This window comes from Streptococcus raffinosi (assembly GCF_030284685.1).
GTDB lineage: Bacteria > Bacillota > Bacilli > Lactobacillales > Streptococcaceae > Streptococcus > Streptococcus raffinosi.
Genome location: NZ_JASUZV010000010.1, coordinates 36,349 through 62,519, shown reverse-complemented (window position 1 = coordinate 62,519; position 26,171 = coordinate 36,349). Strand labels below are relative to the sequence as shown.

Below are 26,171 nucleotides of genomic sequence, written 5' to 3'. Positions count from 1 at the left end.
CAACCTTTTTTCACCTTCACAATAAAGGTTTATAAGCGAGTACCAATCCTTCTTATTATATCACAATCTAGAGATGGTTCGAGAAATTTTATCAAAAAAACGACTACCTATAGGAAGTCGTTTTGAATAGATTACTTAATATGTTTTTCAAAATCCTTCTGAGCCTTGTCGTTAGATTTCGCTTTTTCTTTCAGCCAATCTTTGTAAGCCGAATCATATTGCTTCTTAGTAACAATATTATCTTGAGATTGGAGATACTTGAAGTAGTAAGTCGAACCTTTATCACCTGCTTGAGCATAAGCTCCGGAGAATGGTTTGATACGTGAAATCACGGCTGCAGCCCCATTATAAGTAGTTGTTGGGATATAAAGCGAACTATCTGTCAACCATGCTTGAGCTTTGGCATATTTTTCATAACGAGCTGTTAAATTGGTTGTTTCTTTAGAAGCATCGTCAACGAGCTGATCGTATTCTTTAAGACCTACTTTTTCAGCTGCTGGGCTATTAGGATTATCATATCCCATAAAGGACTTCGTATTCTCGCTATTAGTGGTCTTCAAGACATCAAGGTAAGTAGATGGATCTAGATAGTCTGGTTCCCAGGCAACACCAACTGATAAATCCCAATCTTCAGCTGCTGCATTTGCCGCAGAATAAGTGATATTGTAGAAATCATCAGATGACATTTGGTGGAGATCAAGTACAACATTATCTTTTCCTAGAGCAGATTCGACAGATTCTTTAAGTGATTGTACTTGATTCACATAAATCTTATTTGTCTGATTAACAGGAATATCCAAATGAATAGGGAACTGTACTCCTTCTGCTTGAAGGGCTGCTTTAGCTTTAGTAAACTCAGCTTTAGCCTTTTCTGGGTTGTAAAGTCCGTCTTGACTATCTGCAAGATTCACACCAGACCACTCATCACCAAAGGCTGGAAGTTGGTCCATCACCATAGTTCCGAAGTTTTTGCCATCTGCCTGAACAAAATCAGGTTTGACAAAAATATTACGCACAGCTGTTTTTCCTGCTTCTTTACCATTCAATTGAGCTGCATAGTTCGTACGATTAATGGCAAAACTCAAAGATTGACGGAAATCTTTGTTAAGAAGAGCTGCTTTCGTTGACGACTTTTGTTGATCATTTTCTTTAGAAGTATGACCATAAGTTTGACGATCAATGTTAATACCAACACCTTCTACAGCAGCACCAGGTTGTGTGTAATAAATGTTATCTTTATACTGTTTAGCAACTTTAGAGTAATTAGAACTTGTTGGGAATAGACGTGCTAGATTGTAGACACCATCCGTAAAATTACGTTCCAAAGATTCTTGGTCTGTCCCATCATCATAAGTCAACTTGACATTATCAAAGTGAACATTGTCCTTATCCCAATAATTTTCGTTCTTAATGAACTCAATTGAAGATTTAGTTGTCAGAGACTTAAGAAGGTATGGTCCATTGTAAAGAATAGAAGTTGGATCTGTTGATTTACCAAAGTCTTTACCTTTAGATTTCAAAAAATCTGCGTTAACAGGCCAAGTCACTGAATAAGTCAACTTTGAATTCCAGTAAGGCTCTGGTTCGCTAAGAGTATATTGTAGGGTATGATCATCAATAGCCTTAATTCCTACATTTTCAAAGTTTTTATTGTCTCCCGAAACATAGTCATTCAAGCCTTTAACAGAGTTTTGCAACAAGTAAATGGCCTCAGATTTTGTATCAGCAGCATGTTTAAGCCCAGTCACAAAGTCTTTGGCTGTCACATCTGCGTATTCTTCCCCATCTGAAGTGTACCATTTAACACCTTTACGAATCTTATAGGTATAGGTCAAACCATCTTGGGAAACAGACCAACTTTCAGCTACAGATGGCTTAAGGTTCCCATATTGGTCATTCTCAAACAAACCATCAACGCCATTACTAACAGCTGTTGTCATATTTTTCTTATTTGTAGAAACATAATCTAGGGTTGCAGGATCACCACCATAAACATAATTATAAGTCTTTCCAGACGTCTTACTTGATGACGAACAAGCTGCCAAAACACCCACAGATAGCAAACTTATGGTCGCCAGTAAAAATACCTTACTTTTTTTCATGCATCGTCTCCTTAAATTTACAATGTCAGAAGTTTAAACACTCAATAATGATGTGTATACGCTTAAATTATACCATAAGTCCAGAAAATTAAAACTACTTTCTGAATATTTTTTATTTTCTGTTCATACCTATCATTTCAGGCAACAAAAAAACCTATCCGAAGATAGGTCCTTTACCATTCTTACAATGAGTTTGGATCAACTTTAATACCAGCACCTTGTGTAGTAGTGATTGAAAGGTTTGTAATGTAAGCACCTTTCGCTGTAGCTGGTTTAGCTTTTTGGATAGCATCGTTAAATGCTTTAAAGTTTTCAACCAATTTTTCAGCTTCAAATGAAACCTTACCAATGATAGCTTGTACGTTACCTGCTTTGTCAGCACGGTAAGTGATTTTACCACCTTTAGACTCTTCAACTGCTTTAGCAACATCCATAGTTACTGTACCAGTCTTAGGGTTTGGCATCAAGTTACGTGGGCCAAGGACACGTCCAAGACGACCAACGATTGCCATCATATCTGGTGTAGCAACAACAACGTCAAAGTCAAGCCATCCACCGTTGATTTTAGCAACGAGTTCGTCTTCACCAACGAAGTCAGCACCTGCTGCTTTAGCTTCTTCAGCTTTAGCACCACGAGCAAATACAAGAACGCGTTGAGTTTTACCAGTACCGTTTGGCAATACCATTGCGCCACGGATTTGTTGGTCAGCTTTCTTAACGTCGATGTTAAGGTTGTATGATACTTCAACAGTAGCATCGAATTTTGCGAAGTTAGTTTCTTGTGCAAGAGCTACAGCTTCTTCTACGCTGTAAGCTTTTGTGCTGTCGATTTTCTCAAGAGCAGCACGCATTTGTTTGCTTTTTTTAGCCATTTAATTATTTCTCCTTGTGTAATGTGGTCATAACGACTTTCATCTTCCACGTCACTCAGCGAAGTGAGACGACGTCTGTGGTTTTCTTGTTAACTGAATTAGTCAGTAACAGTGAATCCCATTGAACGTGCAGTACCTTCGATCATACGCATAGCTGATTCGATGTTTGCAGCGTTCAAGTCAGGCATTTTAGTTTCAGCAATTTCTTGTACTTGTGCACGAGTTACTGAAGCAACTTTAACTGAGTTTGGAGTACCTGAACCTTTTTCAACACCTGCAGCTTTTTTCAAAAGAACAGCAGCTGGTGGTGTTTTAGTGATGAAATCAAATGATTTATCTTCATACACAGAGATAACAACTGGGATGATCATACCAGCTTGGTCAGCTGTACGAGCGTTAAACTCTTTAGTGAATCCCATGATGTTGATTCCGGCTTGACCAAGAGCTGGTCCAACTGGTGGAGCTGGAGTCGCTTTACCAGCAGGAATCTGAAGTTTTACGATGTTTTCGACTTTTTTAGCCATTTTGTAATTTCCTCCTATTGTGGTTTTGGCGGTAAGTAAGTTTTGTTACCTCCCACAAGTATGTTTTTACATACCCTATCTATTATACAGAAATTCCTTTTAGATGCAAGAAATTCTTATTAAGTTTAGGAAAAAATTTACATAAAGCCCTTTTCGAGGTAAAATAGATTTATGATTCTATATAAATTCTTTGCCATAGCATTTTTGATTTTAACACCTATCTTTGCTTTTATTATCCATCGCTTCTTCAGTTTAAAATACCTTGGGCTGAATTTTGCTGATTTAACCTTTCCGCTATACTTTATTGAAGTAATTGCCGTATCAGCACGTTTCTTTACTCATAGTTTTTTGCCATACATCACGATCTTGCTATCCTTGGCAGCTATCATTATCACAATTCAGATGTTAAGAAAGACACAATCCTTTAAATTTAAACGGTTCTTTAAATTATTCTGGCGCATCAGTTTCTTCATCACCAGTCTCTTCTATTTAGGGACTGTCATTCTTATTTTTATCGTCACTTAGACAATGAGAAAGACTCAGTACATTATTTCAGTGTGCTGAGTTTTTTTGCGTTGAATCATAAAAAGCAGGCATTCGTGCCTGCTTAACTATTCAGTATTAAGGATTTACTTGGGTCATTCGTCCAGTATCAACATCGTAAACTGCACCGGAAATAACGACGTCTTCAGGAATAAGCGGTGACTGACGTAAAATAGCCATATCTTCACGAACACTCTCTTCAACATCAGTGAATGGAAGAAAGTCTTTATCAGACACGTCAACACCTAGCTCTTTATTGAGGTAAGCTGTAAATTCATCATTCTTAAAGGTCTGAGCACCACAATCTGTATGGTGGAGAACCACTATTTCACGCGTTCCCATCTGTTGTTCAGAAATGACTAAGGAACGAATCATATCTTCCGTCACACGCCCACCTGCATTACGTAGAATATGGGCGTCACCAAGAGCTAAGCCCAAGGCTTGAGCAACGTGAAGGCGAGAATCCATACAGGTCACAATGGCAACCTTTGTCTTTGGTTTCAAGGGAAGATGGCCTGTCCCATGCAAATCGACATAGGCATTATTGGCATTGAGAAAGTTTTTAAAATAAGACATAGTAACTCACTTTCTAGTGGACAAATTAGGATAAACATTAAATTATCTAGGTTATATCTTACCACCTTTTAAAAACCTTGTCAGTTAAATGAATTGCTGAAAAAGAAAAACAAGAGTATCACAAAGGTTAGGATACTCTCGTCATTACTATTATGATCGTTTGGGTAGGTAGCGATTAAGAAGGCCTGCAAAGGTTTGAAGATTGAGACTCTGAACATAAATCTCGCCTGTCCCTCTAAAGGTATTAACAACACCTTCTCCGGTTCCAATTGACTGCCAAAAGCCATTTTCCAAATGAATATTGTAATCCAGAGACTGACTCCAAGCAACAACATGGGCATTGTCAATGGTCACTTCTTGATTATTTAGCTCAATTTTTTTAATAGAACCGTAAGCATTGGCCAAAAGCGTTCCCTGACCTTGGGTCGTCATGACAAAGAAGCCACCTTGACCGCCAAAAAGAGCCTTACCAACAGACTGGTACTCCATTGTATAGTATGCCGTACCATCAAGTGCTAGAAAGGCACCATCATTAAGTCGGTACTGCTTTTCACCCAGATATAACGGAATCACCTGACCTGGGGAATCAGGTGCCAAAGCCAAATAACCATTATTGGACTGGGCAACAACTTGAGTAATAAAGCTACTTTCACCCGAAACCATTGAACGTCCAACTGCTTTCACAAGGCGACCCAAACCTGATCCACTAGCATTTAATCTAGTACTTAGGGTCACATTAGGTGTGTGGTATACCATACTGCCACGCTGGATAAAAACCGTTTCACCTTGATTAAGAGTTAACTCTACCAGTGGGAATTGCATATTGCTGTCTGTGAAAAATTGCATCATAAATACCTCCCTATTCTTATGAAAAGTATAGCATCGAACAGGTATTTTTGCAAGCGCTTACAATATATCGCTTTGTACAAATCTTTTAAGAAAAGACTTTTTTGAGTACTTCTCCTACCGTTGTGACCCCAACAACCTGAATACCTTCTGGAATTGCCATGCCATGAAGGGAATTTTTAGGGGCATAAATCCTAGTAAAGCCTAGTTTAGCGGCTTCATTGATACGCTGCTCAATACGAGTCACACGGCGAATCTCTCCAGTCAAGCCAATTTCTCCTATGAAGGCTTCTTGTGGATTGGTTGGAAGCTCCTTGTAACTGGAAGCAATAGCAACGGCAACAGCAAGGTCAATAGCCGGCTCGTCTAATTTGACACCACCAGCTGATTTGAGATAGGCATCTTGATTTTGAAGAAGAAGTCCGCAGCGTTTCTCTAAAACAGCCATGATAAGGCTAACACGGTTAAAATCCAGTCCTGTTGTTGTCCGTTTGGCATTACCAAAGACGGTTGGTGTCACCAAGGCTTGAACTTCAGCTAGGATAGGTCTGCTACCTTCCATTGTGACAACAATGGCAGAACCTGTGGCACCATCTAGGCGTTCTTCTAAGAAAACTTGGCTAGGATTTAGAACCTCTACCAAACCACCAGACTGCATCTCAAAAATCCCAATCTCATTGGTTGAACCAAAACGGTTTTTAACTGCTCGTAAAATACGGAAGGTATGGTGACGTTCCCCCTCAAAATAGAGAACCGTGTCCACCATGTGTTCCAACATACGTGGTCCAGCCAGCTGTCCCTCCTTGGTCACATGCCCAACAATAAATGTGGCAATGCTATTGGTTTTGGCAATTTGCATGAGTTCAGCAGTAACTTCACGAACCTGAGAAACCGAACCTTGAACGCCAGAAATCTCTGGACTCATGATGGTCTGGATAGAGTCGATAATGAGGAAATCAGGTTTTATAGCCTCCACTTGACTGCGAACGGCTTGCATATTGGTCTCAGCATAAAGATAAAATTCGTTATCAATATCACCTAAACGTTCACTCCGCAATTTGATTTGCTCGGCAGATTCTTCCCCAGATACATAGAGGACAGTTCCCTTGTTAGCCAGCTGTGTTGACACTTGTAAGAGAAGGGTCGATTTCCCTATCCCTGGATCTCCTCCAATAAGAACCAGGCTACCTGGAACCACACCGCCACCTAAAACACGGTTAAACTCATCCATGTCGGTCTTTATGCGAGCATAATTAATCGAAGAGACTTCTTTTAATTTAGTTGGTTTAGACTTTTCACCCGTCAAACTGACACGGGCATTTTTTACCTCCTGCACCTCAACCTCTTCTTCAAAAGAGGACCAAGAAGAACAGTTGGGACAGCGCCCTAGATATTTGGGTGAATTGTAGCCACATTCTCGACAAACAAAAGTTGATTTTTTCTTTGCTATGATAATTCTCCTTCTACGATTACTCCGACAGAATGCCACTTATGCAATGTTTTTTTAAATTTCTTCTGGTTGACAACTCCGACAGCAGACAAATCGACGGAAACCTGATAATTCTCCTTGACAGCTGCTAAAACAGAAGCCTTGACACAACCATTGCCATCTACCCCTATAAACTCTATGCTCTTAGCACCATTTTCCTCTAAAAAATCTTTTAAATCTGGATTGGTAAAGCAAGAAGCCCGACGCTTCTCAAAGATATGAGAAGATACAAGCAGCAAGCCGGTCGCAAATTTCTTCTTTCTATCTTTTCTCTCCCAGAAAAAACGATTGAGAATATAGATAACCCGGTCGCTGGGATAGCTAGCAATTTTGTCATTTACAGCTGCAATCAGTTCTTCATGATATGCTTTTCCTACAGCAACATAATCTGACTGCATATCGATTACTAACAAATAATCTGCCACTTTGCTCCCTCTACTGTCCAGTTGACCCAAATCCGCCAGTCCGCACGCCATCTGCCTCATCTCCATCAACAATTAAGAAAGGCATAAAGACACCTTGAACAATGCGTTCGCCAACTTCAAGAGTCACGGGTTGATCAGTAATATTTTTCATCTGAGCGAAGATATGACCCTCATTTCCAGGATTACCATAATAATCGCCATCAATAACACCTACAGAATTGATTAAGACCAGCCCCTTTTTACGAGGGTTAGAAGAACGGTCAAAGAGATAGAGGACCTCACCAGGTTGCATGTAAGCCTTAACACCTGTTGGAACGAGAACAATTTCTCCAGGAGCAATTACAGTGTTCTCTGCTACCTTTAAATCATAACCCGCAGCATGGGCAGTCTCACGTTTTGGAAGCAAGTCCTGATTGTTATAGGTTGATACGAGTTCAAATCCACGAATTTTTGTCATTATTTTTTCCTTTCGATACATCCATTGACTTTGTCTTGTAAAATTAGCAACACTAGCTTTAACAAAAAAAGTAGCTTTTTTGATATCCATCCTATTATAGTCTATTCGAAATCAGATGACAAAGGTAGCAGTCTAATGGCATTCTCATTAAACTAAGATTGACTTTTAGGTAGGAAAACGCTAACATAGTATAAGATATAATACTTTTAAGGAGAATTGTCATGAAATTCATCGGACTTGTTGGTACGAATTCAAAGCGTTCAACTAATAGACAATTATTGCAATATATTCAGAAACATTTTGCAGATAAGGCAGACATCGAACTTGTAGAAATTAAAGACTTCCCTGTCTTTAACAAGCCAGCCAATAAACAACTTCCAGAAAATGCCCTAGAGGTTGTTAAGAAAATTGAAGAAGCCGATGGGGTCATCATTGGAACACCTGAATATGACCATTCTATTCCTGCTGTTCTTATGAACGCTCTAGCTTGGGTGTCATACGGTGTGTTCCCTCTTTTGAATAAACCCGTTATGATTACAGGGGCATCTTACGGAACTCTTGGTGCTTCTCGCGCACAGCTACAACTCCGTCAAATCTTGAACGCTCCAGAAATCAAAGCTAATGTGCTTCCAGACGAATTCTTGCTATCACATTCTCTCCAAGCTTTTGATGGCAATGGTGATTTGGTTGACCTTGATGTTATTCAAAAATTAGACGCCATTTTTGATGACTTCCGTCTGTTTGTTAAAATCACTGGTAAACTCTCACACGCTACAGAATTGCTACATAAAGAAGCTGAAAACTTTGACTGGGAAAGCTTATAATACAGGAGAATAGAAACTATGAAATTTGTTGGACTTGTTGGAGCAAATTATGATCAATCATACAACCGTAAATTGCTCGAATTTATCAGAAGACATTTTAAAATTAAATTTGAACTTGAAGTCTTGGAAATTGACGAAGTGCCTATGTTTAACCAAGACGAAAAATGGGACGAAAGCTTCCAACTTCGCTTGCTTAACAACAAGATTACACGCGCTGATGGGGTCATCATTGCAACTCCCGAACACAACCACACCATTTCTGCAGCGCTTAAATCTGTTTTAGAGTGGCTCTCATTCGAAGTACACCCATTTGAAAACAAACCTGTCATGATTGTTGGGGCATCTTACTACGACCAAGGAACTTCACGCGCCCAAGTGCATTTGCGTAAAATCCTTGAAGCGCCAGGTGTCAACGCCTATACACTTCCAGGTAATGAATTCTTGCTTGGTAAGGCCAAAGAAGCTTTCGACCTTGATGGTAACATCACAAATGAAGGTACTGTTAACTTCCTTGAACAATGCTTAGACAATTTTGTCCAATATGTAGGAGTGGTTTCTAAATTGAAAAAACCAAAACCAATTGAACCAGAAGACTTAGATTGTAACAACCCAATCGCTACAACTGTTACCGAGGTTGATCCTGACGATCCAGAATGGGTAGAAAAAGTAGCTGAAATCACTGGTGCAGTGTCTGGTGATACATATGTTAAACTAGATCACGGTATTTTGACAGTTAACCAAATTGACATGTTCCTCAAGGCTATGCCATTTGAATTAACTTATGCCGATGATAATAACCAATTCCTCTACTACAATAATGCCCATCAAGATCCTGATACCATGTTTGCCAAACGTGTGCCACCTCAATCAGGTAGCCGTATGTCAACAGTTCACGGTTCACTTCCACCAGCTCGTATGAAAAATGTGGAATGGGTTATCGGTACCCTTCGTAACGGCAACCAAGAATATGTGCGTACGATTGTCCCAGGCTCACCTGAAGGGGTTATCAACACACACAATTATCAGGCTATGTACTATGATGATGGTTCTTATGCAGGAATCAATGAAATCGTCTTTAACTTTAAACCATGGCTTGACTGGTATCTCGAAACAACTGGTCAACGCCTTGTCGGAGGAAGTGGTCCTTTTGCACCGGCTGCAGCTAGTCATGGCGGTAGCGACGCAACATCTGGAGCATCAGATGCCGGCGGTCACGGTGGCGATGCAGCTTCAGACGCAGATGCAACATCTGGAGCATCCTCACATTAAGACTTGGAAAAGTTGGGACAACTGTCCTGGCTTTTTTCATGGTCATCTTAGATTAACCTTCACCCAAGCATGTGTATCTACTCATGCTCCATGTCACACTACTTAGAGGTAAACTTATGTCTCAATTCCAAGAAAAAGTTTTTGCTGCTTGCGCTAAAAAAGAAGCGCTCTTCAACGAAAGTCTTGGTCGCTATGCCTTGCGTTCGATGCTTGCAGGCGCTTATCTCACCATGTCAACTGCCGTAGGGATTATTGGTGCTGATATTATTGCTACAGGTATCCCAGCCCTTTCTCGCTTCGTATTTGCCTTTATCTTTGCTATCGGATTGGTCTTCGTTCTCATTTTCAACGGAGAGTTAGCCACTTCAAACATGATGTTCCTTACTAGTGGTGCCTATTATGGCAAAATCAAATGGAGTAAGGTTTGTACCATCCTTCTCTATTGTACTTTCTTTAATTTTGTCGGAGCTCTTATCTTAGCTTGGTTTTTCAATCAATCCTTCTCTTTCCACCATTTGACAGACAAGAGCTTCCTAGTCACTGCTGTTTCCACTAAACTTGGAAAAACAGATTGGATGAACTTTACTGAAGGTATTACTGCTAATATGTTCGTCAACCTTGCTATCTTGGGCTATATGCTCCTCAAAGAAGAGTCTGCCAAGATTTTCATTGCCCTATCAGCCATCTTTATGTTTGTCTTCTTGGTGAATGAACACTTGATTGCTAACTTTGCTTCCTTTATGTTGCTAGGCTTCAATGGTGTCCGTGATGCTGTGGACAATTTCACATTGGCAAATATTCTACGTCAGTGGGTAGTCGTTTTCTTCGGTAACTGGATTGGTGGCGGTATTTTCATTGGTTTGGCATACTCTTGGCTCAATAAAACTAAGACACCTCACATTGATTAGGAGGCCACATGCGTCAAAAAAGACTTATCAAAGAGACTATCCTGGCTATGCTGCTTTATTTTATTTGCTTAGCTATAGCTGTCGCCATTGATTTAATATTTTTTAAAGTCAAAAACATGTATCACACACCTGCTATGGTGGCTATCTTTGCGGGATGGGTTTATTTAGGGCTTATCCGAAAGGCCAAGCAATTTGGAGCTATTACCTGTCTAGGCATATTTATGTCCGTCTTCTTCTTTGCTTCTGGTCACTTTGTCCTTACCTTCCTTCCCAACCTTTTAGCTGGTCTAATCGCTGATTTTATTGCCAAGCAAGGTAATTATGAGAATGATAAATTTAATCTACTTTCCTACATGATATTCTCTCTGGGAAACTTGGCTCCCATTGTTACCATGTGGTTAGCTCCTAAAGCCTATATTGCACAACTCCTTGCCAAGGGGAAAACACAGGATTATGTAGACCAAGTTATGGTCCCATTTACAACTAGCCATGTCTTAATTCTAATAGGTGGAACTCTCATGGCTGCTCTCATTGGAGGTTACATTGCTAAAAACTGGCTTAAAAAATAATAACCACCTACGTTCCTAACAGAGAGTACAAGACAAACACGCTTTTCTTATGTTATAATGAGAAAGAATATAGTCTTTTTCTGCTTTGTTAGAAAGGACCTAAAGGGAGACCTAATGATGAAAAAACAAAAAATCGCTGTCTTGGGCCCAGGTTCTTGGGGAACTGCCCTTGCTCAGGTACTCAATGACAACGGACACGAGGTTCGTATTTGGGGAAATATCCCTGAACAAATTGATGAAATTAACGAGAAACATACCAACACCCGTTATTTCAAAGATGTGGTTTTGGATGAAAACATTAAAGCCTACAAAGAACTTTCCCAAGCTTTAGATGGAGTTAATGCTATTCTCTTCGTTGTACCAACCAAGGTTACTCGTTTGGTAGCCAAACAAGTTGCCGAACTTTTGGACCATGAAGTTGTTATCATGCATGCTTCAAAAGGATTGGAGCCAGGAACACACGAACGCCTCTCAACTATCCTTGAGGAAGAGATTCCTGCAGAACTTCGCAGTGACATTGTTGTCGTATCCGGTCCAAGCCATGCTGAAGAAACTATCGTTCGCGATATCACCTTGATTACAGCGGCCTCAAAAGATCTTGAGACTGCACGCTATGTTCAAGGTATGTTCAGTAATAACTACTTCCGCCTTTACACCAATTCAGATGTTATTGGTGTTGAAACAGCTGGGGCACTTAAAAACATTATTGCCGTCGGTGCCGGCGCCCTTCATGGTATGGGCTATGGAGATAATGCTAAGGCAGCCGTTATTACTCGCGGTCTCGCAGAAATCACTCGTTTGGGTGTAAAACTTGGTGCTGACCCTTTGACTTACAGCGGTCTTTCTGGGGTTGGTGATCTTATTGTTACAGGGACTTCTATTCATTCACGTAACTGGCGTGCTGGTGATGCACTCGGTCGTGGTGAAAAGCTGGAAGACATTGAACGTAACATGGGTATGGTAATTGAGGGGATTTCAACTACTAAGGTTGCCTACGAAATCGCTCAAGAACTCAATGTCTATATGCCTATTACAACAGCAATCTACAAATCCATCTATGAGGGTGCTGACATCAAGGAATCTATTCTCAATATGATGTCCAATGAATTGCGCTCTGAAAATGAATGGGATAAAAAATAAATAATCTAAGGAGTTCTCATGAAGAATCAAAAAGTCAAAAAAGCTGTCATCCCTGCTGCAGGACTTGGTACACGCTTTTTGCCAGCTACAAAGGCCTTGGCCAAAGAAATGTTACCAATCGTTGATAAACCAACTATCCAATTTATCGTTGAAGAAGCTCTCAAATCAGGCATCGAAGATATCTTGGTCGTGACTGGTAAGTCAAAACGATCTATCGAAGACCATTTTGACTCAAACTTTGAGTTGGAATACAACTTAGAACAAAAAGGTAAGACAGACCTGCTAAAATTGGTTAATGATACTACTGCTATCAACCTCCATTTTATCCGTCAAAGTCACCCACGTGGTCTCGGAGATGCTGTACTTCAAGCCAAAGCTTTTGTCGGTAACGAACCATTTGTTGTTATGCTTGGTGACGATCTAATGGATATTACCGATGACAATGCTGTTCCATTAACCAAACAACTTATTGATGATTATGAGGAAACACATGCTTCTACTATTGCGGTTATGCCTGTACCACACGAAGATGTTTCAGCTTACGGTGTTATCGCCCCTCATGGTGAAGGTCACAATGGCCGTTATAGCGTGGAAACTTTCGTTGAAAAGCCAAACCCGGAAGATGCTCCAAGTGACCTTGCTATCATCGGACGTTATCTTCTGACACCTGAGATTTTTGGAATTTTGGAAACACAAGAACCAGGTGCAGGTAATGAGATCCAATTGACTGATGCTATTGATAAACTCAATAAAACGCAACGTGTCTTTGCTCGCGAATTTACAGGTAAACGTTACGATGTAGGAGATAAATTTGGTTTCATGAAAACCTCTATTGACTACGCCCTCCAACACCCTCAAGTTAAAGAAGACCTTAAAAAATATCTTATTGACTTGGGACACAAACTCGAAGGCAAACCTGAGCAAAAAGACTAATATAAAATCCATCGAAAAATTTTCGATGGATTTTTCATATTATCTAAAGATAGGTAAAACCTAAAATAGTCACTAAAAGAATGATATAAGTTAAAAATGCTGTCAGGCGCCAACCTCTACTAAAAAGTCGACTTTCAACCTTATTAGCCAAAAAAATAGCTGCTAGAGCACCTCCAACCAGGCCTCCTAGATGACCAGTAATCCCAACACTAGGTGTGAAGAGATTGAAAATCAGATTGACGATAATTAAAGATAGATAACTACGTCCCAACTGATTAAGTAAGGGGCTATGACTATAATAACCAAGTATTACCACAGCTGCAAAAAGGCCAAACAAGGAGGTAGAGGCACCAGCTGCAATAACATTAGGCGTAAAAATCAAGGTGAAGGCATTCCCCATAACACCAGCTAACAGATAGAGCCCTAGGAAACGCAGAGTCCCAAAAATTTGCTCAGCCATTTTGCCAATAAAATAAAGGGTAAGCATATTAAATAAGAAATGCTCCAGACCGATATGTACAAAAATTGGTGTCACTAAACGCCAAAGGTCTAAGGGACTATATTGAACAAAAACACCATACATAGCCCCCATTTTAAAAAGACTAAGGGGTGCTGTCGCTTGAAAATCATTTAAAAGATATTGACACCCAAAGGTCAATGTCGTTAGCCCCAATAAAAGATAGGTAGCAGGGTATCTCTTCCATTCATTTACTTGCATGTGATAACCTCCCTAACGGCGATGTCATGGCTATCTGGGGTAAAATCCTTTTCCTGACAGGGATAAACCATGCTAACTGTCATCCCTTCAAAGTCAGACAAATAGCGGTCATAATAACCTGCTCCATAACCAATGCGATAGCCTTCAGCATTGAAAACTACCCCTGGCACATGAATCAAATCAATCTCTGATTTTTCCACAGCCAAATCAGACGCAGGTTCCATCAAGCCAAAAGAGGTTGCAACAAGATTATCTGGATCGTAATCGACAAAAATCATTCGACCTTGTTTATAGGTTTTGGGAACCACAAGACGCTTCCCATCCTTTAAAGCCTGATTGATTAAAAGACTGGTGTCATATTCATGCGGGAAAGCCAAATAGGTAGCAATCACCTGAGCCTCTTTATAAGCAGGTAAGGCAATCAATTGCTCTAAAAGATATTGGTCTAACTTAGCCTTGGTCTCAGGTTCCTGTGAAGTCAACTGAGCCAAAACAATTTTTCTAAGTTTATTTTTCATAGGTTTATCATATCAAAAAAGCTACCAAAAGTCAGACCTGGTAGTTTTTCAGCTTTGTAAAATGTCACTAGGCTTCTGCCTTGTATTTAAGGAACTTACCGATTTCAGCTACCCCAAAAGCAAGGGCGTCCTCATTCGGACTCATCTTAGGATGGTGAAGGGCATATGGCGTATCAATCCCCAACCAGAACATGACACCTGGAACTTTACTAAGCAAATAACCGAAATCTTCTCCAGTCATAGCTGGTAAACAATCAATCAAGTTAACAGCTGGACTGGCTTCAAAGAAGGTCATCAATTCTTTGGCCAGGGCTGGGTTGTTTTCCACAGGTAGATAACCACCCTGTTTCAATACAACATCCACTTCCATACCAAAGCTAGCTGCCACACCCTCTGCGATTTGGCTGACACGCTTTTGAATAAGACGACCCATTTCTAACGTAAGCGTACGAATAGTTCCATAGACCTCTGCTGTTTCAGCGATGACATTGTTGGTCGTTCCTGCATGGAAAGAACCAAAGGTAACTACTCCACCCTGGATAGGGTCAACATTACGACTGACAATAGTTTGAACTTGGGTAATAAAGTAAGAAGCTGCTACAAGGGCATCATTAGCCTCATGTGGAAAGGCAGCGTGTCCTCCTTTACCTTTGAAAGTAACAAGTACCTCACAAGTTCCTGCAAAAAGGGTGTTCGTATTAGTCGCAATGTCGCCTACTTTGAAATCTGGACGGACATGAAGGCCATAAAACTCATCTGGTAGCCAATCACCGAAGGCCCCGTCTTCATACATAAGCATACCACCAGCTTCATTTTCCTCAGCTGGCTGGAATAAGAAGAGCATATTATTTTTAGGTTGAACTTCAACCATTTGGTCAAGAAGTCCAAGCGCTGTCGTCATATGAATATCGTGACCACAGGCATGCATACGACCCTCATGAGTAGATTTGAAGGGAAGGCCTGTTTCCTCTTCAACCGGAAGAGCGTCAATGTCTGTACGCCAACCAATGGTTTTTTCAGGAGCATGTCCATGGAGATAAACCAGAATACCTGTGCGCCAAGTACGTTGCTCCACAAAGTCCTTACCCTCAGTCATTTCAGCAATACGCTCTAAGAGATAAGCCTGGGTTTTAAACTCTTCCAAACCAATTTCTGGAATTTGATGAAGGTCTCGTCTGATTTTGATTAAATCAAGTGTCATTTTTATTTTCCTTTTTTGTCTTATTTAATAGAGAATCTAGAAATAGAGGCCTTACGGCCTCTACTATCAATATGTTATAAGTTACGCAAGGCGTCTTCAAGTGCTGTTTTTTGTTGTGTTTTTTCATCAATTTCCTTGATGATGCGAGCTGGAACACCAGCTACAACGACATTTTCAGGAACATCTTGAGTAACGATAGCTCCAGCGGCAACGACTGAACCATTACCAACTTGAACCCCTTCGATAACAACAGCATTAGCACCGACAAGAACGTTATCACCGATACGAACTGGATCTGCTGAAGCCGGTTCAATCACACCAGCAAGGACTGCACCCGCACCGATGTGGCTGTTTTTACCAACAGTAGCACGACCACCAAGGATAGCCCCCATATCAATCATAGTACCAGCACCGATTTCAGCACCGATGTTGATAACAGCCCCCATCATAACGACAGCATTATCTTCGATAGTTACTTGGTCACGGATAATAGCACCTGGTTCGATACGTGCATTAAGGTGACGTTTATCAAGCAATGGAACAGCTGAGTTACGGCCATCTTGTTCCACAACGTAGTCCTTGTTTTCAGTCAAGTTGGCAAGAAGTGGTTCGATATCTTTCCAGTCTCCGAAAAGAACATTACCAAGCTTAGTGACAGAAGCTGGAACAGCAGTTGCCAATTCCCCTTCAAAGGTTACTTTAACATTCGTTTTCTTTTCTGCATTACCGATAAAAGCGATAATTTCTTGAGCAGACATTTTTTGTGCAGTCATGAGATTCTCCATTCACATAAAGTTAGGGATTATTATACCAAAAATTCTGATAATTGTCTTTGCTTTTGCCAAATAGAGTGTATTTTTATGTAAAACCTATCTTTAAAGCTTCTATATCCGTAATCACTCGGTTTGGCTTAATTGGGGAGTTCTCCAGTTCTCGGCGTGAGTAAGGAAAGGTATTGAGCAAAATACCATCGATCCCAACTCCTTCAGCCATAGCAATATCAGTCGTCAAATCATTTCCAACTATGACAGTCTCAGATGGCTTCAACCTATGATCAATCAAAACTTGCTTTAAAAACTCTGGTTGAGGCTTACAGATACCCGCATCCGAAGACAAGTAAATGGCATCAAAATAAGCTCTTAACTCCATTAGGTCAATCTCAGCGTTAGTAAAGGCTGCTTGAGCATTGGACAAGAGATAGAGACGACAGCCCTTCTCTTTTAGAAAGGCTAAAACTTCCTTAGTATGAGGATAAGCCATCAAGTATTTGCGAGATAAGACCCGAAAGACCATAGCTATCAGCTGCCCCCAGCCTTCTGGCTGATGAAGTCTACTAGACTGAAGACTAGCATCTACATAAAGCTGGTTAAAAATGTGAGCTAGGTCAATTTCTGGATAAGCAACTCCTTTTAGAGCCACTAGGTCCTTGCGAGCCTGACCCACGCGCTTGGCATAAGCTTTTTTAAGAGCTTTCCCCTTATAATACGCCCCATAAGCTTGGTACAGTTGGGCTAGTTTATCCCATAACGTAGGGTCTTTCTCATCGGTTAATATATCAACCAAGGTTCCATAAAAATCAAAAATATAGTTCTTATAAACGTTATTATTCATCGCCTTTTTACTCGTTACTAAACTTTTCTTCTTGATAATCCTCATCATACACCATTTAAGAAAACCAAACAAGCTTACCAAGATATTCTCCATCAAAAAAATCCCAACGGCGTTAGGATTACTTATCATTTTTGATACGACCAATCAGCAATTCTCCTGCAACCGTTAGCTGCCTTACTGAGGTCAAATCTAAAGTTTTTTTATCAACATGGAAGAAAAGAGGGGTCATCTCAGCAAATGCTTGAACATGCTCTGCTGGCATAGACCAAGTCTTAGCAATCGTCACACGCTCCAAAAGCTCACAGGAGTCCTGAAAATGCTCCAGAACATCCTGGTTGGAATAAGCCTGCGCCTCTGGTAGTAATTGGCGAAACTCTTTAAGATGATCCTTATGAGGAATAACCTTGAAAATCAAGCCCTGATCAGTCAAAAGTCGTCCAAATTCTTGATAATTAGCTGGCGAAAAAATATCTAAGATCACATCGATACTGTGCTCACGCAAGGGCAGTTTAGCCAAATCACCAACGAACCAGGCCACGTTTTTCTGAGGATTTTGACGGGCTGCAAGAAGGATGGAGTCCTTAGATAAATCAAAGGCCATGAAATCCTTGTCAAACTCTAAAGCCAACTGACGGCTATAATAGCCCTCACCACAGGCAACATCTAGAACATGCGAATGTCTAGGAAGGTCACGCAAGCGCTCTGAAATCACCTCAAGGATAGGATCATAATAGCCCGCTGCCAGAATATGACTTCTATTTTCAAAAGAAGCCATATCATAGTGCTTATCTCCCTTATTCTGTCTCAAAAAATTAACAAAACCCTGCTTTGCGATATTAAAGGTATGCCTAGTCTGACAAACCAGACTAGACTGGTCCAAACGCATTGGTGCCTGACAGATGGGACACGCAAAAAGACTCTCTTGATCTTTAAAAACACTAAATTTGGCCATAAATCCTCCTCGACACCAAAAAAGAGCACACACCTGAAATCGCTTAGGGCTGCTGGATTCCTCCCCTGACCCGCTTCACGCACAGATGTTGCTCCGAATGATATTATACCATAAATCGAAGTGATTGCAAGTAGCGAACCCCCCCCGATACTGTCAATGAAACTTATCCTCCAAACCTCCCTACAAATAACTTCGATCACTACCAACTTCTAACACCACAACTAAGGCCTTAGTGACATCTATGTCACTACTTTTTTATTTCTCCACTTTTTATAATAAAACCATAGCTTGAGGAAAAGACCAAAAGCTAGTGACAATGCTAACTCAATGGAAAGGAGAAAATTATTTTAGGATATCTCTTACTTCATGGTGAAGAGGCTAAGAGATTAAAGAACTCACCAAAAATAAAAGAGGAGAATGACAAAGATAACTAAAGAAATGACTGTTGCAGACCTAACTGCAGTCACAGGAGGCGGATGGAAGACCAACATCGCTATTGGAGGACTCTGCCTAGCTTCAGGACCTATCGGAATTCTTGTATGTGTTGGCGCTTATAATGGCTACAAGGATTCTGCACGATAAGATGAAAGGAGACAACAACAATAATTAATAAACTCAAAACACATCAAAACATGACTCTTAAAGAGCTTGAAAGTGTATCAGGTGGGGCGGTTCCTTAGGCTGCTGTCTCCGTCGGGATTGCTGCTGCAAAGCTGACTTACGACCTAAGCTATGCCGTTGGTAAAACTTATTACAACCTCACACACTAACAATAAGAGCTTACACCATGATGACATCTCAAAGATTTTGAGGATGATAACCTATGAAAGATACAAGAAATCAAACAAACGATACTACTAATAAGCAATCATCTAAACGCAATAATTATCTGCTCGTAAAAGGGGCCTTGATTTGTATTATCTCTACCCTACTTCTGATACTTCTAATCAACCTTATCTTTTATGTACGATTGGGTACACCAATTATTGATACTAATTTGAAATCTGCTTGTAGTACTCTCATCTTCTTCCTCCCCATTTTTCTTTTGACAAGAGAGAAAGAAAAACCTAAAGCTAAGACAGAGTAACTCATACAGTCTTCAAGAAAACAAAAACTCTCATTTCCCATTGAAAAATGCAAGCCCAAAAGGGCTTGCATTTTGCGTTTACATCTCTTGTATTGCTTCTAATTTTGCCAGACGTTTAGCTTCTTTCTTTCGTTCACGACTTTGACGGAAAAAGTTTTGCATGATTTCAGCACATTCTTTCTCCATAACACCAGTCTCAAGATCAACACGATGATTGAGACGCTCATCTCTTAGAATATCGTAAAGGCTCCCCGCTCCACCAAATTTTTGATTACTCGCTCCATAGATAACTTTAGGAATACGAGCCAGACCAATGGCACCACTGCACATTACGCAAGGTTCAATAGTGACGAAAAGAGTGCAATCAAGCAAACGCCAATTACCAATGGTCCTATTTGCCTCCTGAATAGCCATGACCTCAGCATGCATGATTGCTTGGTTAAGTTCCTCACGCGCATTGTGTCCACGACCAACAATTTCTCCATCCTTAACGATAACACAGCCAATTGGGATTTCTGCCTTATCTAAAGATTTTTGAGCCTCCTTAAGAGCCTCAGACATGAAAAAGTCTTTCTCCTCTTGAGTAAAGTCAATCATAAATGTTACTCCTGTTCCAAGATTTTTCATATATCACCACAGAGTCAAAATGTCAGTGTGATGGTCTTCCATGATTTTAAAAAAGGAGGCTTCTAGACAAGCAATCCTTTTAAAGGTTCTGGCGTGCCTCCTCGCTTAACTCTTTTTATTATAACATAAGAAAAGCTTGAGCAAGGTTAGCCTTACCAAAGTAGACAAAAAAAGCTAAGACGAATCCGCTTAGCTTCAAACACATTAGTTTGGTGAATCTTAGGAGTCACACCAATGTGTTTCTCCAAGTCTAACGAAAAGTCAATGACCGCTTAACATCCTAGTTAATATGTCAGTCGGAATGTCAACCAATTGTCTGTGAAATCATTATATCAACCTATAGACACATAACAAAAACGCAACTGTATCAAACAATTGCAAGGACAGTGTTCTAGTTAAGGTGTTCCACACTTTCCTTCCAAACAAATAATGTCTACTACAAAAGTAAAAGGTAACTTTCATAGCTTTTTCCTTACCCACCTATAGTTTATCATGAAACCTCTATCATTTAATTTAAAAATTGGTAATAAAACAATGATACAAATGAGGAGTAACTGTTAATTGTACACTTCGTTTTGAATAATTTTATAAATGCTGGAACCCTTGTTATTATTGCACTTGTCAACGATTCTAATTATTTTTTCCACTCTAACAAGGCTATTAACCACCCATAATTCTAAGTCTTATCTAATTTTACTGTTAATTAAGTCTTACAAGTGTTTAATATTTAATCCAATAATACTCTAACTTTGGCAAGAAAGAATATTTATTTTTTAGAAGCGACCAAGTAAACTGACAAACTAGAAGGGAAGTTCTTCTTCCAAAACAAGGTCAGCCAAGTCATTGTCAGGATTATTTTCCCTAACAGCACGCTGAGCACGACTCTCCAGAAGTTGGAAAGAGGAACAAAGCACCTCAGTAACGTAATGGGTTTGGCCATCCTTATCGTACTTACGGGTACGAAGCTCACCATCAAGAGAAATTAAACTCCCCTTGCTAGCATAAGAGGCTAAGGTCTCAGCCAAACGCCCCCAGACAACCACTGTAATAAAGTCAGCCTCACGCTCTCCATTTTGCGCCTTATAGCGCCGATTAACCGCAACTGTGATACGTGTAAAAGACCTATCACTAGCAGTCTTAACCATCTCAGGTGTCGCTGTCAAACGTCCAATCAAAATAACTTTGTTATACATTTTTTTACCTCCACCTATCTATTCGTAAGAGGAAGTAAAAAAATAGGTTATTTTTAAATAGTTTTACAGATTCTCTCGATAGGATCCTTTCTAATACTCGAAGGTTATTATTTTTCTAGAAATAGTACTCCATCAGATGTTTTCATTACAACAATTAATCTTTAAATCTTCTCAACTCGCTTAGCTAACTCAACGTTTTTGAACCACAATTTCCCAAGAAGCAGGACCGACTTGGTCAAAGCGAGTTACAGGATAATCATTATCTGCAGCCCAGTTTGGAATACTTTCCGTTGCTTGCGTACAATCGAAAGCAATCAACAACTCATCTCCAACAGCCAATTCAGCCATTTTCTTCTTCGCATCAATCAATGGGAATGGGCATACCAATCCACCAGTTTCAAGTTTTACCAAAGTCATATTATATTCTCCTCTTAATTTTTGTTTGGTTTTACAAAGATAATGTAGGAAGCCGTCCAAACACCTAAAATAGTCACTGGCAAAGCAATCCATCCCTTACTAGAAAAAATTGCTGTAGCTGTTAAACCGTTACCAATTGTACAGCCACCAGCCCATGAGGCACCAATTCCCATAAAAATCCCCCCTAGTGTGCTCTTACCAATGGTTGACAAGTCTGGCAAACGCCAGCGAAACTCTTGAGATCCCTTTGCAGCAAGAAAGGAACCAATAAAAATACCCAATACAAGAAAAACACCCCAACCAAGTTGCTTACTATCGCCTGTAATAATATAACTAATTAGATGTGCCGATGGTGTTGTAATCCCTAACCCTCCAACACGACCAGTCAGCTGACTAGCTGGCCAAGCAATTAAAGCAACAAGACCTATTAGAAGTCCTGCAAAATATTTATGGTAAGTTTTCTCAAAAAGGTAGTGTCTCACTCCCTTATATCTTGGTGGAAGAGAAGCAATCTGACGTCTGGGCTTACGTAACTCTCTAATTACAAAGAAACTTGTTATAACTACTAAGAAAATAAGAAGATACCAAACTGGAATTCCTAATTGACCAGCTAAATCATCATTAATTACCCAGTGCTTAGCTATTAATTGATTCAAAGGAACAAGAAATCCTGATTTCATAGCTGCCGCACTCGTCATATAAAAGAATAGTGCAACCCAACTACCCAGGAGCCCTTCTCCAGCACGATACCACGTTCCCGTGGCACATCCCCCTGCGAGAACAATTCCAATACCAAATAGATAGGAGCCCACAATCGCTCCTAACACGGAAAAGTCTTCATAAGGGTTTCCAATAATACCCAATTTAATCAAGAAAAGTACTCCTATACTTTCCACTGTGATTGCAATAAGGAAAGCGTAAAATAAGGTATTATTACGTGCAATATACATGTCTCGAAAACCACCCGTCAAACAAAAACGAGTTCGTTGTAAAATAAATCCAAATATCAGACCAATGAGCCCACCAGAAAGAACAGTCGTAAGCATAGGTACCTCCTAAAGTAAATGTTGATTACATTTTAAGAAAAATATTATAGCTTGCATAATCTTTCTTTTTTATGATTAGCTATAAACTTTCTTTATGACAAACAAAAAAAGCGGATTATTACCGCTTCTTCTCTTACTTACCCTTTCCAGTGTTTGGCTGGATCAAAAGCCTCACCGACTACTGCTGAATCATCAAGTTCAATAATACCACGTTTTTGTGGAGCATTTGGAAGTGCCAACTCACGTGGGGCACACATCATACCATAACTATCTTCACCACGAAGTTTTCCTGGGAAGATAAGGGCACCACTAGGCATCATAGCACCAGGAAGGGCTACGATAGTTTTAAGACCAAGCGCTGCGTTTGGTGCTCCTGCAACGATTTGGACCTTCTTATCGCCGATATTCACTTGGCAGATGTTAAGGTGGTCACTATCTGGATGTGCAACCATTTCATCAATTTGCCCAACCACAAAGACTGGACCTTGTGTGTTTTTCAAGCGTTCTTCAAAACCTTCTTTAGCCAATTCCTCGTTCAAGACAGCTACATCTTGGTCTGACAAGAAAACTTGACCATTTCCATTGATATCAATGAGGCTTGATGCTTCAAAAATGTTCCAAGCAAGGGTCTTGCCTGTTTCATCAGCTGTGACACGCGCCACTTTACCTTTACGTTCTACGCTACGTTTAATGTCCTTAGTATCTTCCAAGATAACCAACAAAACGTCGCCAACTTGTTCTTTATTGTATGCAAAAATCATGGGTTCTCCTTATACTGTTGCCAAAAAGGCATTGATTTCTTCTTTGGTTTTACGAGCTTTATTGACCAAGCGCCCCAATTCTTGACCTTTCTGAGTCACAACAAAACTTGGGATACCAAAAATATTCCAAGTTTGCGCCAAAGCCATATAATCATCACGGTTAACACGCACAAAGGTCATATCTGGATGGGCAGCCTCAATATCAGACATAACGGGATAGATAAACTGGCAGTCTGGACACCAATCAGCAGTGAAAAAGAAGACCACTTTTTGGTCACTGTCAACATAACCTGCAAGTTCTTCGAGATTCTTCGGAATAATCATGCCTGCTCCTCCTCATAAGTCAAGACATCATCAGCATAGACAAAACGATAAGTCCGCCCATCTTCTAATACGATACCTCCCGTAAGCCCTGGATTTTCCTTATCAGTAGGATTCGTATAGAGAACGGCAACAGTCCCTAAATGTGATAGTTCTTGTCTAATATTTTGAATTAATACGGTATTCTTTGCTTCTACATGTGAGCGTCTCTGCTTTTCTGCCATTGCCAAGAGACTTAAAGCTCCTAGCCCGCCAGCAAACAAAGCTAATGTTTTACGTTTCATATGAAACATTTTACCATATTTTTAGAGGAATGGGGAGAGGCTACCTATCTCTTGAAAATCGTGCTAAAATAGTAGCATGTACTACTCAAGGAGGATTTTATGACTACTCTATTTGACAAAATTAAGGAAGTCACCGAGCTTGGTGCTACTTCAGGATTTGAGGCTCCTGTACGCAACTACCTTCGCAAAACTATCACGCCACTCGTAGATGAGGTGCAAACAGATGGCCTCGGCGGTATTTTCGGTATTAAGTACAGTCAGGCAGAAAATACCCCTAAGGTGCTTGTGGCTGCCCACATGGACGAAGTCGGCTTTATGATTAAGGAAATCAAGGCAGACGGGACTTTCCGTGTCGTCGAACTTGGTGGCTGGAACCCACTGGTTGTCAGCTCTCAACGCTTTACCCTACACACACGTGACGGTCATGTCTATCCTGTCATCTCAGGTTCAGTACCACCTCATTTCTTACGTGCTAGCGGTGGCGCTGCAAGTCTTCCTAGTGTCTCTGATATCGTCTTTGATGCTGGTTTTGCCAACCAAGAAGAAGCTAATGCCTATGGTGTTTTCCCGGGTGATGTCATCATTCCTCAATCAGAAACTATTCTCACAGCCAATCAAAAAAACGTGATTTCTAAAGCCTGGGATAACCGTTATGGTGTCCTCATGATTCGTGAACTCTTGGAAAATGTCAAAAACCAAGAACTCAACAATACTCTAATCGCTGGGGCTAACGTTCAAGAAGAAGTCGGTTTACGTGGTGCCCATGTTTCAACCACAAAATTTAATCCTGAGCTCTTCTTTGCGGTAGACTGCTCTCCTGCAGGTGATATCTATGGTAATCAAGGTAAGGTAGGCGACGGTACCCTTATTCGTTTCTTCGACCCAGGACATATCATGCTGCCAAATATGAAGGATTTCCTTTTGACTACTGCTGAAGAAGCTGGTGTCAAATACCAATACTACTGTGCTGCAGGCGGTACTGATGCTGGTGCCGCTCACTTGCAGAATGCTGGTGTTCCATCAACAACCATCGGCGTTTGTGCCCGTTACATCCACTCACACCAAACCCTTTATGCTTTGGATGACTTCCTAGAAGCACAAGCCTTTTTACAAGCCATTGTTAAGAAGTTGGATCGTTCAACAGTGGATTTGATTAAGAACTACTAAGACAAGGAGTAACCCATGATTATTGGTTTTATCGGCGTTGGAAAGATGGCAACAGCCATTATCAACGGCCTAAACACAAGCTCACATCGTATTATTATTTCAGGGTCTTCCTTGGCTCGTTCACGCCAAATTGCAGAGGAATTAGAGGTTGAAGCAGCTGCTTCCCATCAGGAATTGTTGGATAAGGCTGATTTGGTCATCCTAGGTATCAAACCCCAAATGTTTGATAAGGTACTAGCTGGCCTCAACTTCCGTCAACCTATCATGAGCATGGCTGCTGGAGTGACCTTGAAACGCCTCGCTTCACTCACCAGTCCAGACCTTCCTCTTATTCGTATCATGCCTAACCTTAATGCTCAGATTCTTAAGAGCACTACTGGTCTTTGTACCAACGATAAGGTATCCGAGGACCTTTTGGCAGTTGCCAAGGAAATCACAGACAGTTTTGGAACCACTGTCGAATTGGCTGAAAAGGACTTTGATACCTTTACTGCCCTAGCTGGTTCAAGCCCGGCCTACATTGCCCTTTTTATCGAGGCACTAGCCAAGGCTGGCGTCAAAAATGGCCTAAGTAAGCAGGTCGCTCTGACCATTGCCACACAGACAGTTCTAGCTACTGCTGAAAATCTTAGTATGGGTAGCGACAGCCCACATGATCTTATTGACAAGGTTTGTAGCCCTGGTGGGACCACTATCGCCGGCCTCATGGACCTTGAGCGTACAGGCCTCACCCATAGTGTGGTTTCAAGTATTGATACAACCATTGCTAAAGCTAAAAAACTATAAGAAAA

The 26,171-nt window shown here is 40.6% G+C and carries 32 protein-coding genes, 1 other RNA gene and 1 pseudogene; 12 read left to right on the top strand and 22 right to left on the bottom strand.

Features of this window, described 5'->3' with window-relative positions:
* Window positions 1-131: 131 nt before the first annotated feature.
* The 3 genes from QRD39_RS07720 to rplK all read right to left on the bottom strand — a co-directional run bounded on the left by QRD39_RS07720 (window position 132) and on the right by rplK (window position 3,498).
* The gene (locus QRD39_RS07720) at window positions 132-2,102 is read right to left on the bottom strand and encodes a peptide ABC transporter substrate-binding protein (protein WP_285956139.1); all 1,971 of its coding nucleotides are present in this window, start codon (window positions 2,100-2,102) and stop codon (window positions 132-134) included.
* Between the two features lie 182 nt (window positions 2,103-2,284).
* On the bottom strand, window positions 2,285-2,974 hold the full coding sequence (gene rplA, locus QRD39_RS07715; protein WP_002888715.1) for a 50S ribosomal protein L1: 690 nt from the start codon (window positions 2,972-2,974) through the stop codon (window positions 2,285-2,287).
* Between the two features lie 98 nt (window positions 2,975-3,072).
* Complete coding sequence (rplK, locus tag QRD39_RS07710) at window positions 3,073-3,498, bottom strand: 50S ribosomal protein L11 (protein WP_002885648.1); 426 nt, start codon at window positions 3,496-3,498, stop codon at window positions 3,073-3,075.
* Between the two features lie 171 nt (window positions 3,499-3,669).
* Here rplK and QRD39_RS07705 point away from each other — a divergent pair, with 171 nt between their 5' ends.
* Window positions 3,670-4,023, top strand: coding sequence for a DUF3397 domain-containing protein (locus QRD39_RS07705; RefSeq protein WP_285956138.1), 354 nt, complete (start codon window positions 3,670-3,672; stop codon window positions 4,021-4,023).
* A 96-nt stretch (window positions 4,024-4,119) separates the two neighbouring features.
* Here QRD39_RS07705 and QRD39_RS07700 read toward each other — a convergent pair whose 3' ends face one another.
* From QRD39_RS07700 to QRD39_RS07680, 5 genes are all read right to left on the bottom strand, one after another.
* Window positions 4,120-4,617 carry a beta-class carbonic anhydrase gene (locus QRD39_RS07700; protein WP_008536172.1) on the bottom strand — a complete coding sequence of 166 codons (498 nt, stop codon included), beginning with the start codon at window positions 4,615-4,617 and terminating at the stop codon, window positions 4,120-4,122.
* Between the two features lie 150 nt (window positions 4,618-4,767).
* The gene (locus tag QRD39_RS07695) at window positions 4,768-5,463 is read right to left on the bottom strand and encodes a TIGR00266 family protein (RefSeq protein WP_008536168.1); all 696 of its coding nucleotides are present in this window, start codon (window positions 5,461-5,463) and stop codon (window positions 4,768-4,770) included.
* 88 nt (window positions 5,464-5,551) lie between these two features.
* Window positions 5,552-6,913, bottom strand: coding sequence for a DNA repair protein RadA (gene radA / locus QRD39_RS07690; protein WP_285956150.1), 1,362 nt, complete (start codon window positions 6,911-6,913; stop codon window positions 5,552-5,554).
* Window positions 6,910-7,377: a cysteine hydrolase family protein gene (locus QRD39_RS07685; RefSeq protein WP_285956149.1), complete on the bottom strand. Its 468-nt coding sequence runs from the start codon at window positions 7,375-7,377 to the stop codon at window positions 6,910-6,912. The genes radA and QRD39_RS07685 overlap by 4 nt, the downstream gene beginning before the upstream one ends.
* 10 nt (window positions 7,378-7,387) lie before the next feature.
* On the bottom strand, window positions 7,388-7,834 hold the full coding sequence (locus tag QRD39_RS07680; RefSeq protein WP_002888708.1) for a dUTP diphosphatase: 447 nt from the start codon (window positions 7,832-7,834) through the stop codon (window positions 7,388-7,390).
* Between the two features lie 221 nt (window positions 7,835-8,055).
* Here QRD39_RS07680 and QRD39_RS07675 point away from each other — a divergent pair, with 221 nt between their 5' ends.
* From QRD39_RS07675 to galU, 6 genes are all read left to right on the top strand, one after another.
* On the top strand, window positions 8,056-8,658 hold the full coding sequence (locus QRD39_RS07675) for an NADPH-dependent FMN reductase (protein WP_285956137.1): 603 nt from the start codon (window positions 8,056-8,058) through the stop codon (window positions 8,656-8,658).
* A gap of 18 nt (window positions 8,659-8,676) precedes the next feature.
* Window positions 8,677-9,927, top strand: coding sequence for an NAD(P)H-dependent oxidoreductase (locus tag QRD39_RS07670; protein WP_143567369.1), 1,251 nt, complete (start codon window positions 8,677-8,679; stop codon window positions 9,925-9,927).
* A 116-nt stretch (window positions 9,928-10,043) separates the two neighbouring features.
* Window positions 10,044-10,835: a formate/nitrite transporter family protein gene (locus QRD39_RS07665; protein ID WP_037609453.1), complete on the top strand. Its 792-nt coding sequence runs from the start codon at window positions 10,044-10,046 to the stop codon at window positions 10,833-10,835.
* Window positions 10,836-10,843: 8 nt separating this feature from the next.
* On the top strand, window positions 10,844-11,404 hold the full coding sequence (locus tag QRD39_RS07660; protein ID WP_285956136.1) for an MptD family putative ECF transporter S component: 561 nt from the start codon (window positions 10,844-10,846) through the stop codon (window positions 11,402-11,404).
* Window positions 11,405-11,521: 117 nt separating this feature from the next.
* Complete coding sequence (locus tag QRD39_RS07655; RefSeq protein ID WP_002888697.1) at window positions 11,522-12,544, top strand: NAD(P)H-dependent glycerol-3-phosphate dehydrogenase; 1,023 nt, start codon at window positions 11,522-11,524, stop codon at window positions 12,542-12,544.
* Between the two features lie 18 nt (window positions 12,545-12,562).
* Window positions 12,563-13,477 carry a UTP--glucose-1-phosphate uridylyltransferase GalU gene (gene galU / locus QRD39_RS07650; RefSeq protein WP_002888695.1) on the top strand — a complete coding sequence of 305 codons (915 nt, stop codon included), beginning with the start codon at window positions 12,563-12,565 and terminating at the stop codon, window positions 13,475-13,477.
* 43 nt (window positions 13,478-13,520) lie between these two features.
* Here galU and QRD39_RS07645 read toward each other — a convergent pair whose 3' ends face one another.
* The 7 genes from QRD39_RS07645 to ffs all read right to left on the bottom strand — a co-directional run bounded on the left by QRD39_RS07645 (window position 13,521) and on the right by ffs (window position 18,582).
* The gene (locus QRD39_RS07645; RefSeq protein WP_285956135.1) at window positions 13,521-14,195 is read right to left on the bottom strand and encodes a rhomboid family intramembrane serine protease; all 675 of its coding nucleotides are present in this window, start codon (window positions 14,193-14,195) and stop codon (window positions 13,521-13,523) included.
* Window positions 14,186-14,713 carry a 5-formyltetrahydrofolate cyclo-ligase gene (locus QRD39_RS07640; protein WP_285956134.1) on the bottom strand — a complete coding sequence of 176 codons (528 nt, stop codon included), beginning with the start codon at window positions 14,711-14,713 and terminating at the stop codon, window positions 14,186-14,188. Before QRD39_RS07640 ends, QRD39_RS07645 begins: the two co-directional genes overlap by 10 nt.
* Before the next feature lie 67 nt (window positions 14,714-14,780).
* The gene (locus QRD39_RS07635; protein ID WP_285956133.1) at window positions 14,781-15,914 is read right to left on the bottom strand and encodes an N-acetyldiaminopimelate deacetylase; all 1,134 of its coding nucleotides are present in this window, start codon (window positions 15,912-15,914) and stop codon (window positions 14,781-14,783) included.
* A gap of 74 nt (window positions 15,915-15,988) precedes the next feature.
* A complete protein-coding gene (gene dapD / locus QRD39_RS07630; RefSeq protein ID WP_002886999.1) occupies window positions 15,989-16,687 on the bottom strand; it encodes a 2,3,4,5-tetrahydropyridine-2,6-dicarboxylate N-acetyltransferase in 699 nt (232 codons plus the stop codon).
* Window positions 16,688-16,772: 85 nt separating this feature from the next.
* Window positions 16,773-17,525: an HAD family hydrolase gene (locus tag QRD39_RS07625; protein ID WP_285956148.1), complete on the bottom strand. Its 753-nt coding sequence runs from the start codon at window positions 17,523-17,525 to the stop codon at window positions 16,773-16,775.
* A 118-nt stretch (window positions 17,526-17,643) separates the two neighbouring features.
* On the bottom strand, window positions 17,644-18,477 hold the full coding sequence (locus QRD39_RS07620) for a putative RNA methyltransferase (RefSeq protein ID WP_285956132.1): 834 nt from the start codon (window positions 18,475-18,477) through the stop codon (window positions 17,644-17,646).
* Window positions 18,478-18,485: 8 nt separating this feature from the next.
* An RNA gene (gene ffs / locus QRD39_RS07615) (signal recognition particle sRNA small type) lies at window positions 18,486-18,582 on the bottom strand.
* A 312-nt stretch (window positions 18,583-18,894) separates the two neighbouring features.
* Here ffs and QRD39_RS07610 point away from each other — a divergent pair.
* The 3 genes and pseudogenes from QRD39_RS07610 to QRD39_RS07600 all read left to right on the top strand — a co-directional run bounded on the left by QRD39_RS07610 (window position 18,895) and on the right by QRD39_RS07600 (window position 19,564).
* Entirely contained in the window at window positions 18,895-19,059 is a 165-nt protein-coding gene (locus tag QRD39_RS07610) for a class IIb bacteriocin, lactobin A/cerein 7B family (protein WP_285956131.1), read from the top strand.
* 50 nt (window positions 19,060-19,109) lie between these two features.
* A pseudogene (locus QRD39_RS07605) lies at window positions 19,110-19,247 on the top strand (class IIb bacteriocin, lactobin A/cerein 7B family).
* A gap of 53 nt (window positions 19,248-19,300) precedes the next feature.
* Window positions 19,301-19,564, top strand: coding sequence for a hypothetical protein (locus tag QRD39_RS07600; RefSeq protein ID WP_037613067.1), 264 nt, complete (start codon window positions 19,301-19,303; stop codon window positions 19,562-19,564).
* A gap of 78 nt (window positions 19,565-19,642) precedes the next feature.
* Here QRD39_RS07600 and tadA read toward each other — a convergent pair whose 3' ends face one another.
* From tadA to QRD39_RS07565, 7 genes are all read right to left on the bottom strand, one after another.
* Window positions 19,643-20,161 carry a tRNA adenosine(34) deaminase TadA gene (gene tadA, locus QRD39_RS07595; protein WP_008536135.1) on the bottom strand — a complete coding sequence of 173 codons (519 nt, stop codon included), beginning with the start codon at window positions 20,159-20,161 and terminating at the stop codon, window positions 19,643-19,645.
* 830 nt (window positions 20,162-20,991) lie between these two features.
* On the bottom strand, window positions 20,992-21,384 hold the full coding sequence (locus QRD39_RS07590; protein WP_285956130.1) for a single-stranded DNA-binding protein: 393 nt from the start codon (window positions 21,382-21,384) through the stop codon (window positions 20,992-20,994).
* Window positions 21,385-21,573: 189 nt separating this feature from the next.
* Complete coding sequence (locus QRD39_RS07585; RefSeq protein WP_002887422.1) at window positions 21,574-21,801, bottom strand: sulfurtransferase TusA family protein; 228 nt, start codon at window positions 21,799-21,801, stop codon at window positions 21,574-21,576.
* 14 nt (window positions 21,802-21,815) lie between these two features.
* A complete protein-coding gene (locus QRD39_RS07580; protein WP_008536134.1) occupies window positions 21,816-22,847 on the bottom strand; it encodes a YeeE/YedE family protein in 1,032 nt (343 codons plus the stop codon).
* A gap of 137 nt (window positions 22,848-22,984) precedes the next feature.
* On the bottom strand, window positions 22,985-23,608 hold the full coding sequence (ytpR, locus tag QRD39_RS07575) for a YtpR family tRNA-binding protein (RefSeq protein ID WP_285956129.1): 624 nt from the start codon (window positions 23,606-23,608) through the stop codon (window positions 22,985-22,987).
* Window positions 23,609-23,617: 9 nt separating this feature from the next.
* Window positions 23,618-23,932 (bottom strand): thioredoxin family protein, encoded by a 315-nt coding sequence (locus tag QRD39_RS07570; RefSeq protein ID WP_008536132.1) that lies wholly within the window; start codon window positions 23,930-23,932, stop codon window positions 23,618-23,620.
* Entirely contained in the window at window positions 23,929-24,213 is a 285-nt protein-coding gene (locus QRD39_RS07565; RefSeq protein ID WP_008536131.1) for a DUF4651 domain-containing protein, read from the bottom strand. Before QRD39_RS07565 ends, QRD39_RS07570 begins: the two co-directional genes overlap by 4 nt.
* A gap of 99 nt (window positions 24,214-24,312) precedes the next feature.
* On the opposite strand from QRD39_RS07565, the gene pepA reads away from it, so the two are divergent.
* Entirely contained in the window at window positions 24,313-25,380 is a 1,068-nt protein-coding gene (pepA, locus tag QRD39_RS07560; RefSeq protein ID WP_008536130.1) for a glutamyl aminopeptidase, read from the top strand.
* Between the two features lie 15 nt (window positions 25,381-25,395).
* Complete coding sequence (gene proC, locus QRD39_RS07555) at window positions 25,396-26,166, top strand: pyrroline-5-carboxylate reductase (protein ID WP_285956128.1); 771 nt, start codon at window positions 25,396-25,398, stop codon at window positions 26,164-26,166.
* The last annotated feature ends 5 nt before the right edge of the window (window positions 26,167-26,171 follow it).

Excerpts from the sequence above, each read along its gene's own strand:
- QRD39_RS07655 (WP_002888697.1), top strand. The coding sequence starts at position 11,522 with ATGAAAAAACAAAAAATCGCTGTCTTGGGCCCAGGTTCTTGGGGAACT.
- QRD39_RS07665 (WP_037609453.1), top strand. The coding sequence starts at position 10,044 with ATGTCTCAATTCCAAGAAAAAGTTTTTGCTGCTTGCGCTAAAAAAGAA.
- QRD39_RS07570 (WP_008536132.1), bottom strand. The coding sequence starts at position 23,932 with ATGATTATTCCGAAGAATCTCGAAGAACTTGCAGGTTATGTTGACAGT.
- QRD39_RS07700 (WP_008536172.1), bottom strand. The coding sequence starts at position 4,617 with ATGTCTTATTTTAAAAACTTTCTCAATGCCAATAATGCCTATGTCGAT.
- QRD39_RS07580 (WP_008536134.1), bottom strand. The coding sequence starts at position 22,847 with ATGCTTACGACTGTTCTTTCTGGTGGGCTCATTGGTCTGATATTTGGA.
- pepA (WP_008536130.1), top strand. The coding sequence starts at position 24,313 with ATGACTACTCTATTTGACAAAATTAAGGAAGTCACCGAGCTTGGTGCT.
- QRD39_RS07720 (WP_285956139.1), bottom strand. The coding sequence starts at position 2,102 with ATGAAAAAAAGTAAGGTATTTTTACTGGCGACCATAAGTTTGCTATCT.
- QRD39_RS07680 (WP_002888708.1), bottom strand. The coding sequence starts at position 7,834 with ATGACAAAAATTCGTGGATTTGAACTCGTATCAACCTATAACAATCAG.
- QRD39_RS07625 (WP_285956148.1), bottom strand. The coding sequence starts at position 17,525 with ATGAATAATAACGTTTATAAGAACTATATTTTTGATTTTTATGGAACC.
- QRD39_RS07660 (WP_285956136.1), top strand. The coding sequence starts at position 10,844 with ATGCGTCAAAAAAGACTTATCAAAGAGACTATCCTGGCTATGCTGCTT.
- QRD39_RS07585 (WP_002887422.1), bottom strand. The coding sequence starts at position 21,801 with ATGACTTTGGTAAAACTTGAAACTGGTGGATTGGTATGCCCATTCCCA.
- QRD39_RS07565 (WP_008536131.1), bottom strand. The coding sequence starts at position 24,213 with ATGAAACGTAAAACATTAGCTTTGTTTGCTGGCGGGCTAGGAGCTTTA.
- QRD39_RS07705 (WP_285956138.1), top strand. The coding sequence starts at position 3,670 with ATGATTCTATATAAATTCTTTGCCATAGCATTTTTGATTTTAACACCT.
- QRD39_RS07635 (WP_285956133.1), bottom strand. The coding sequence starts at position 15,914 with ATGACACTTGATTTAATCAAAATCAGACGAGACCTTCATCAAATTCCA.
- rplA (WP_002888715.1), bottom strand. The coding sequence starts at position 2,974 with ATGGCTAAAAAAAGCAAACAAATGCGTGCTGCTCTTGAGAAAATCGAC.
- QRD39_RS07600 (WP_037613067.1), top strand. The coding sequence starts at position 19,301 with ATGAAAGATACAAGAAATCAAACAAACGATACTACTAATAAGCAATCA.
- QRD39_RS07610 (WP_285956131.1), top strand. The coding sequence starts at position 18,895 with ATGACAAAGATAACTAAAGAAATGACTGTTGCAGACCTAACTGCAGTC.
- dapD (WP_002886999.1), bottom strand. The coding sequence starts at position 16,687 with ATGACTGCACAAAAAATGTCTGCTCAAGAAATTATCGCTTTTATCGGT.
- galU (WP_002888695.1), top strand. The coding sequence starts at position 12,563 with ATGAAGAATCAAAAAGTCAAAAAAGCTGTCATCCCTGCTGCAGGACTT.
- QRD39_RS07670 (WP_143567369.1), top strand. The coding sequence starts at position 8,677 with ATGAAATTTGTTGGACTTGTTGGAGCAAATTATGATCAATCATACAAC.
- QRD39_RS07590 (WP_285956130.1), bottom strand. The coding sequence starts at position 21,384 with ATGTATAACAAAGTTATTTTGATTGGACGTTTGACAGCGACACCTGAG.
- ytpR (WP_285956129.1), bottom strand. The coding sequence starts at position 23,608 with ATGATTTTTGCATACAATAAAGAACAAGTTGGCGACGTTTTGTTGGTT.
- QRD39_RS07640 (WP_285956134.1), bottom strand. The coding sequence starts at position 14,713 with ATGAAAAATAAACTTAGAAAAATTGTTTTGGCTCAGTTGACTTCACAG.
- QRD39_RS07645 (WP_285956135.1), bottom strand. The coding sequence starts at position 14,195 with ATGCAAGTAAATGAATGGAAGAGATACCCTGCTACCTATCTTTTATTG.
- QRD39_RS07675 (WP_285956137.1), top strand. The coding sequence starts at position 8,056 with ATGAAATTCATCGGACTTGTTGGTACGAATTCAAAGCGTTCAACTAAT.
- tadA (WP_008536135.1), bottom strand. The coding sequence starts at position 20,161 with ATGATTGACTTTACTCAAGAGGAGAAAGACTTTTTCATGTCTGAGGCT.
- rplK (WP_002885648.1), bottom strand. The coding sequence starts at position 3,498 with ATGGCTAAAAAAGTCGAAAACATCGTAAAACTTCAGATTCCTGCTGGT.
- QRD39_RS07620 (WP_285956132.1), bottom strand. The coding sequence starts at position 18,477 with ATGGCCAAATTTAGTGTTTTTAAAGATCAAGAGAGTCTTTTTGCGTGT.
- proC (WP_285956128.1), top strand. The coding sequence starts at position 25,396 with ATGATTATTGGTTTTATCGGCGTTGGAAAGATGGCAACAGCCATTATC.
- QRD39_RS07695 (WP_008536168.1), bottom strand. The coding sequence starts at position 5,463 with ATGCAATTTTTCACAGACAGCAATATGCAATTCCCACTGGTAGAGTTA.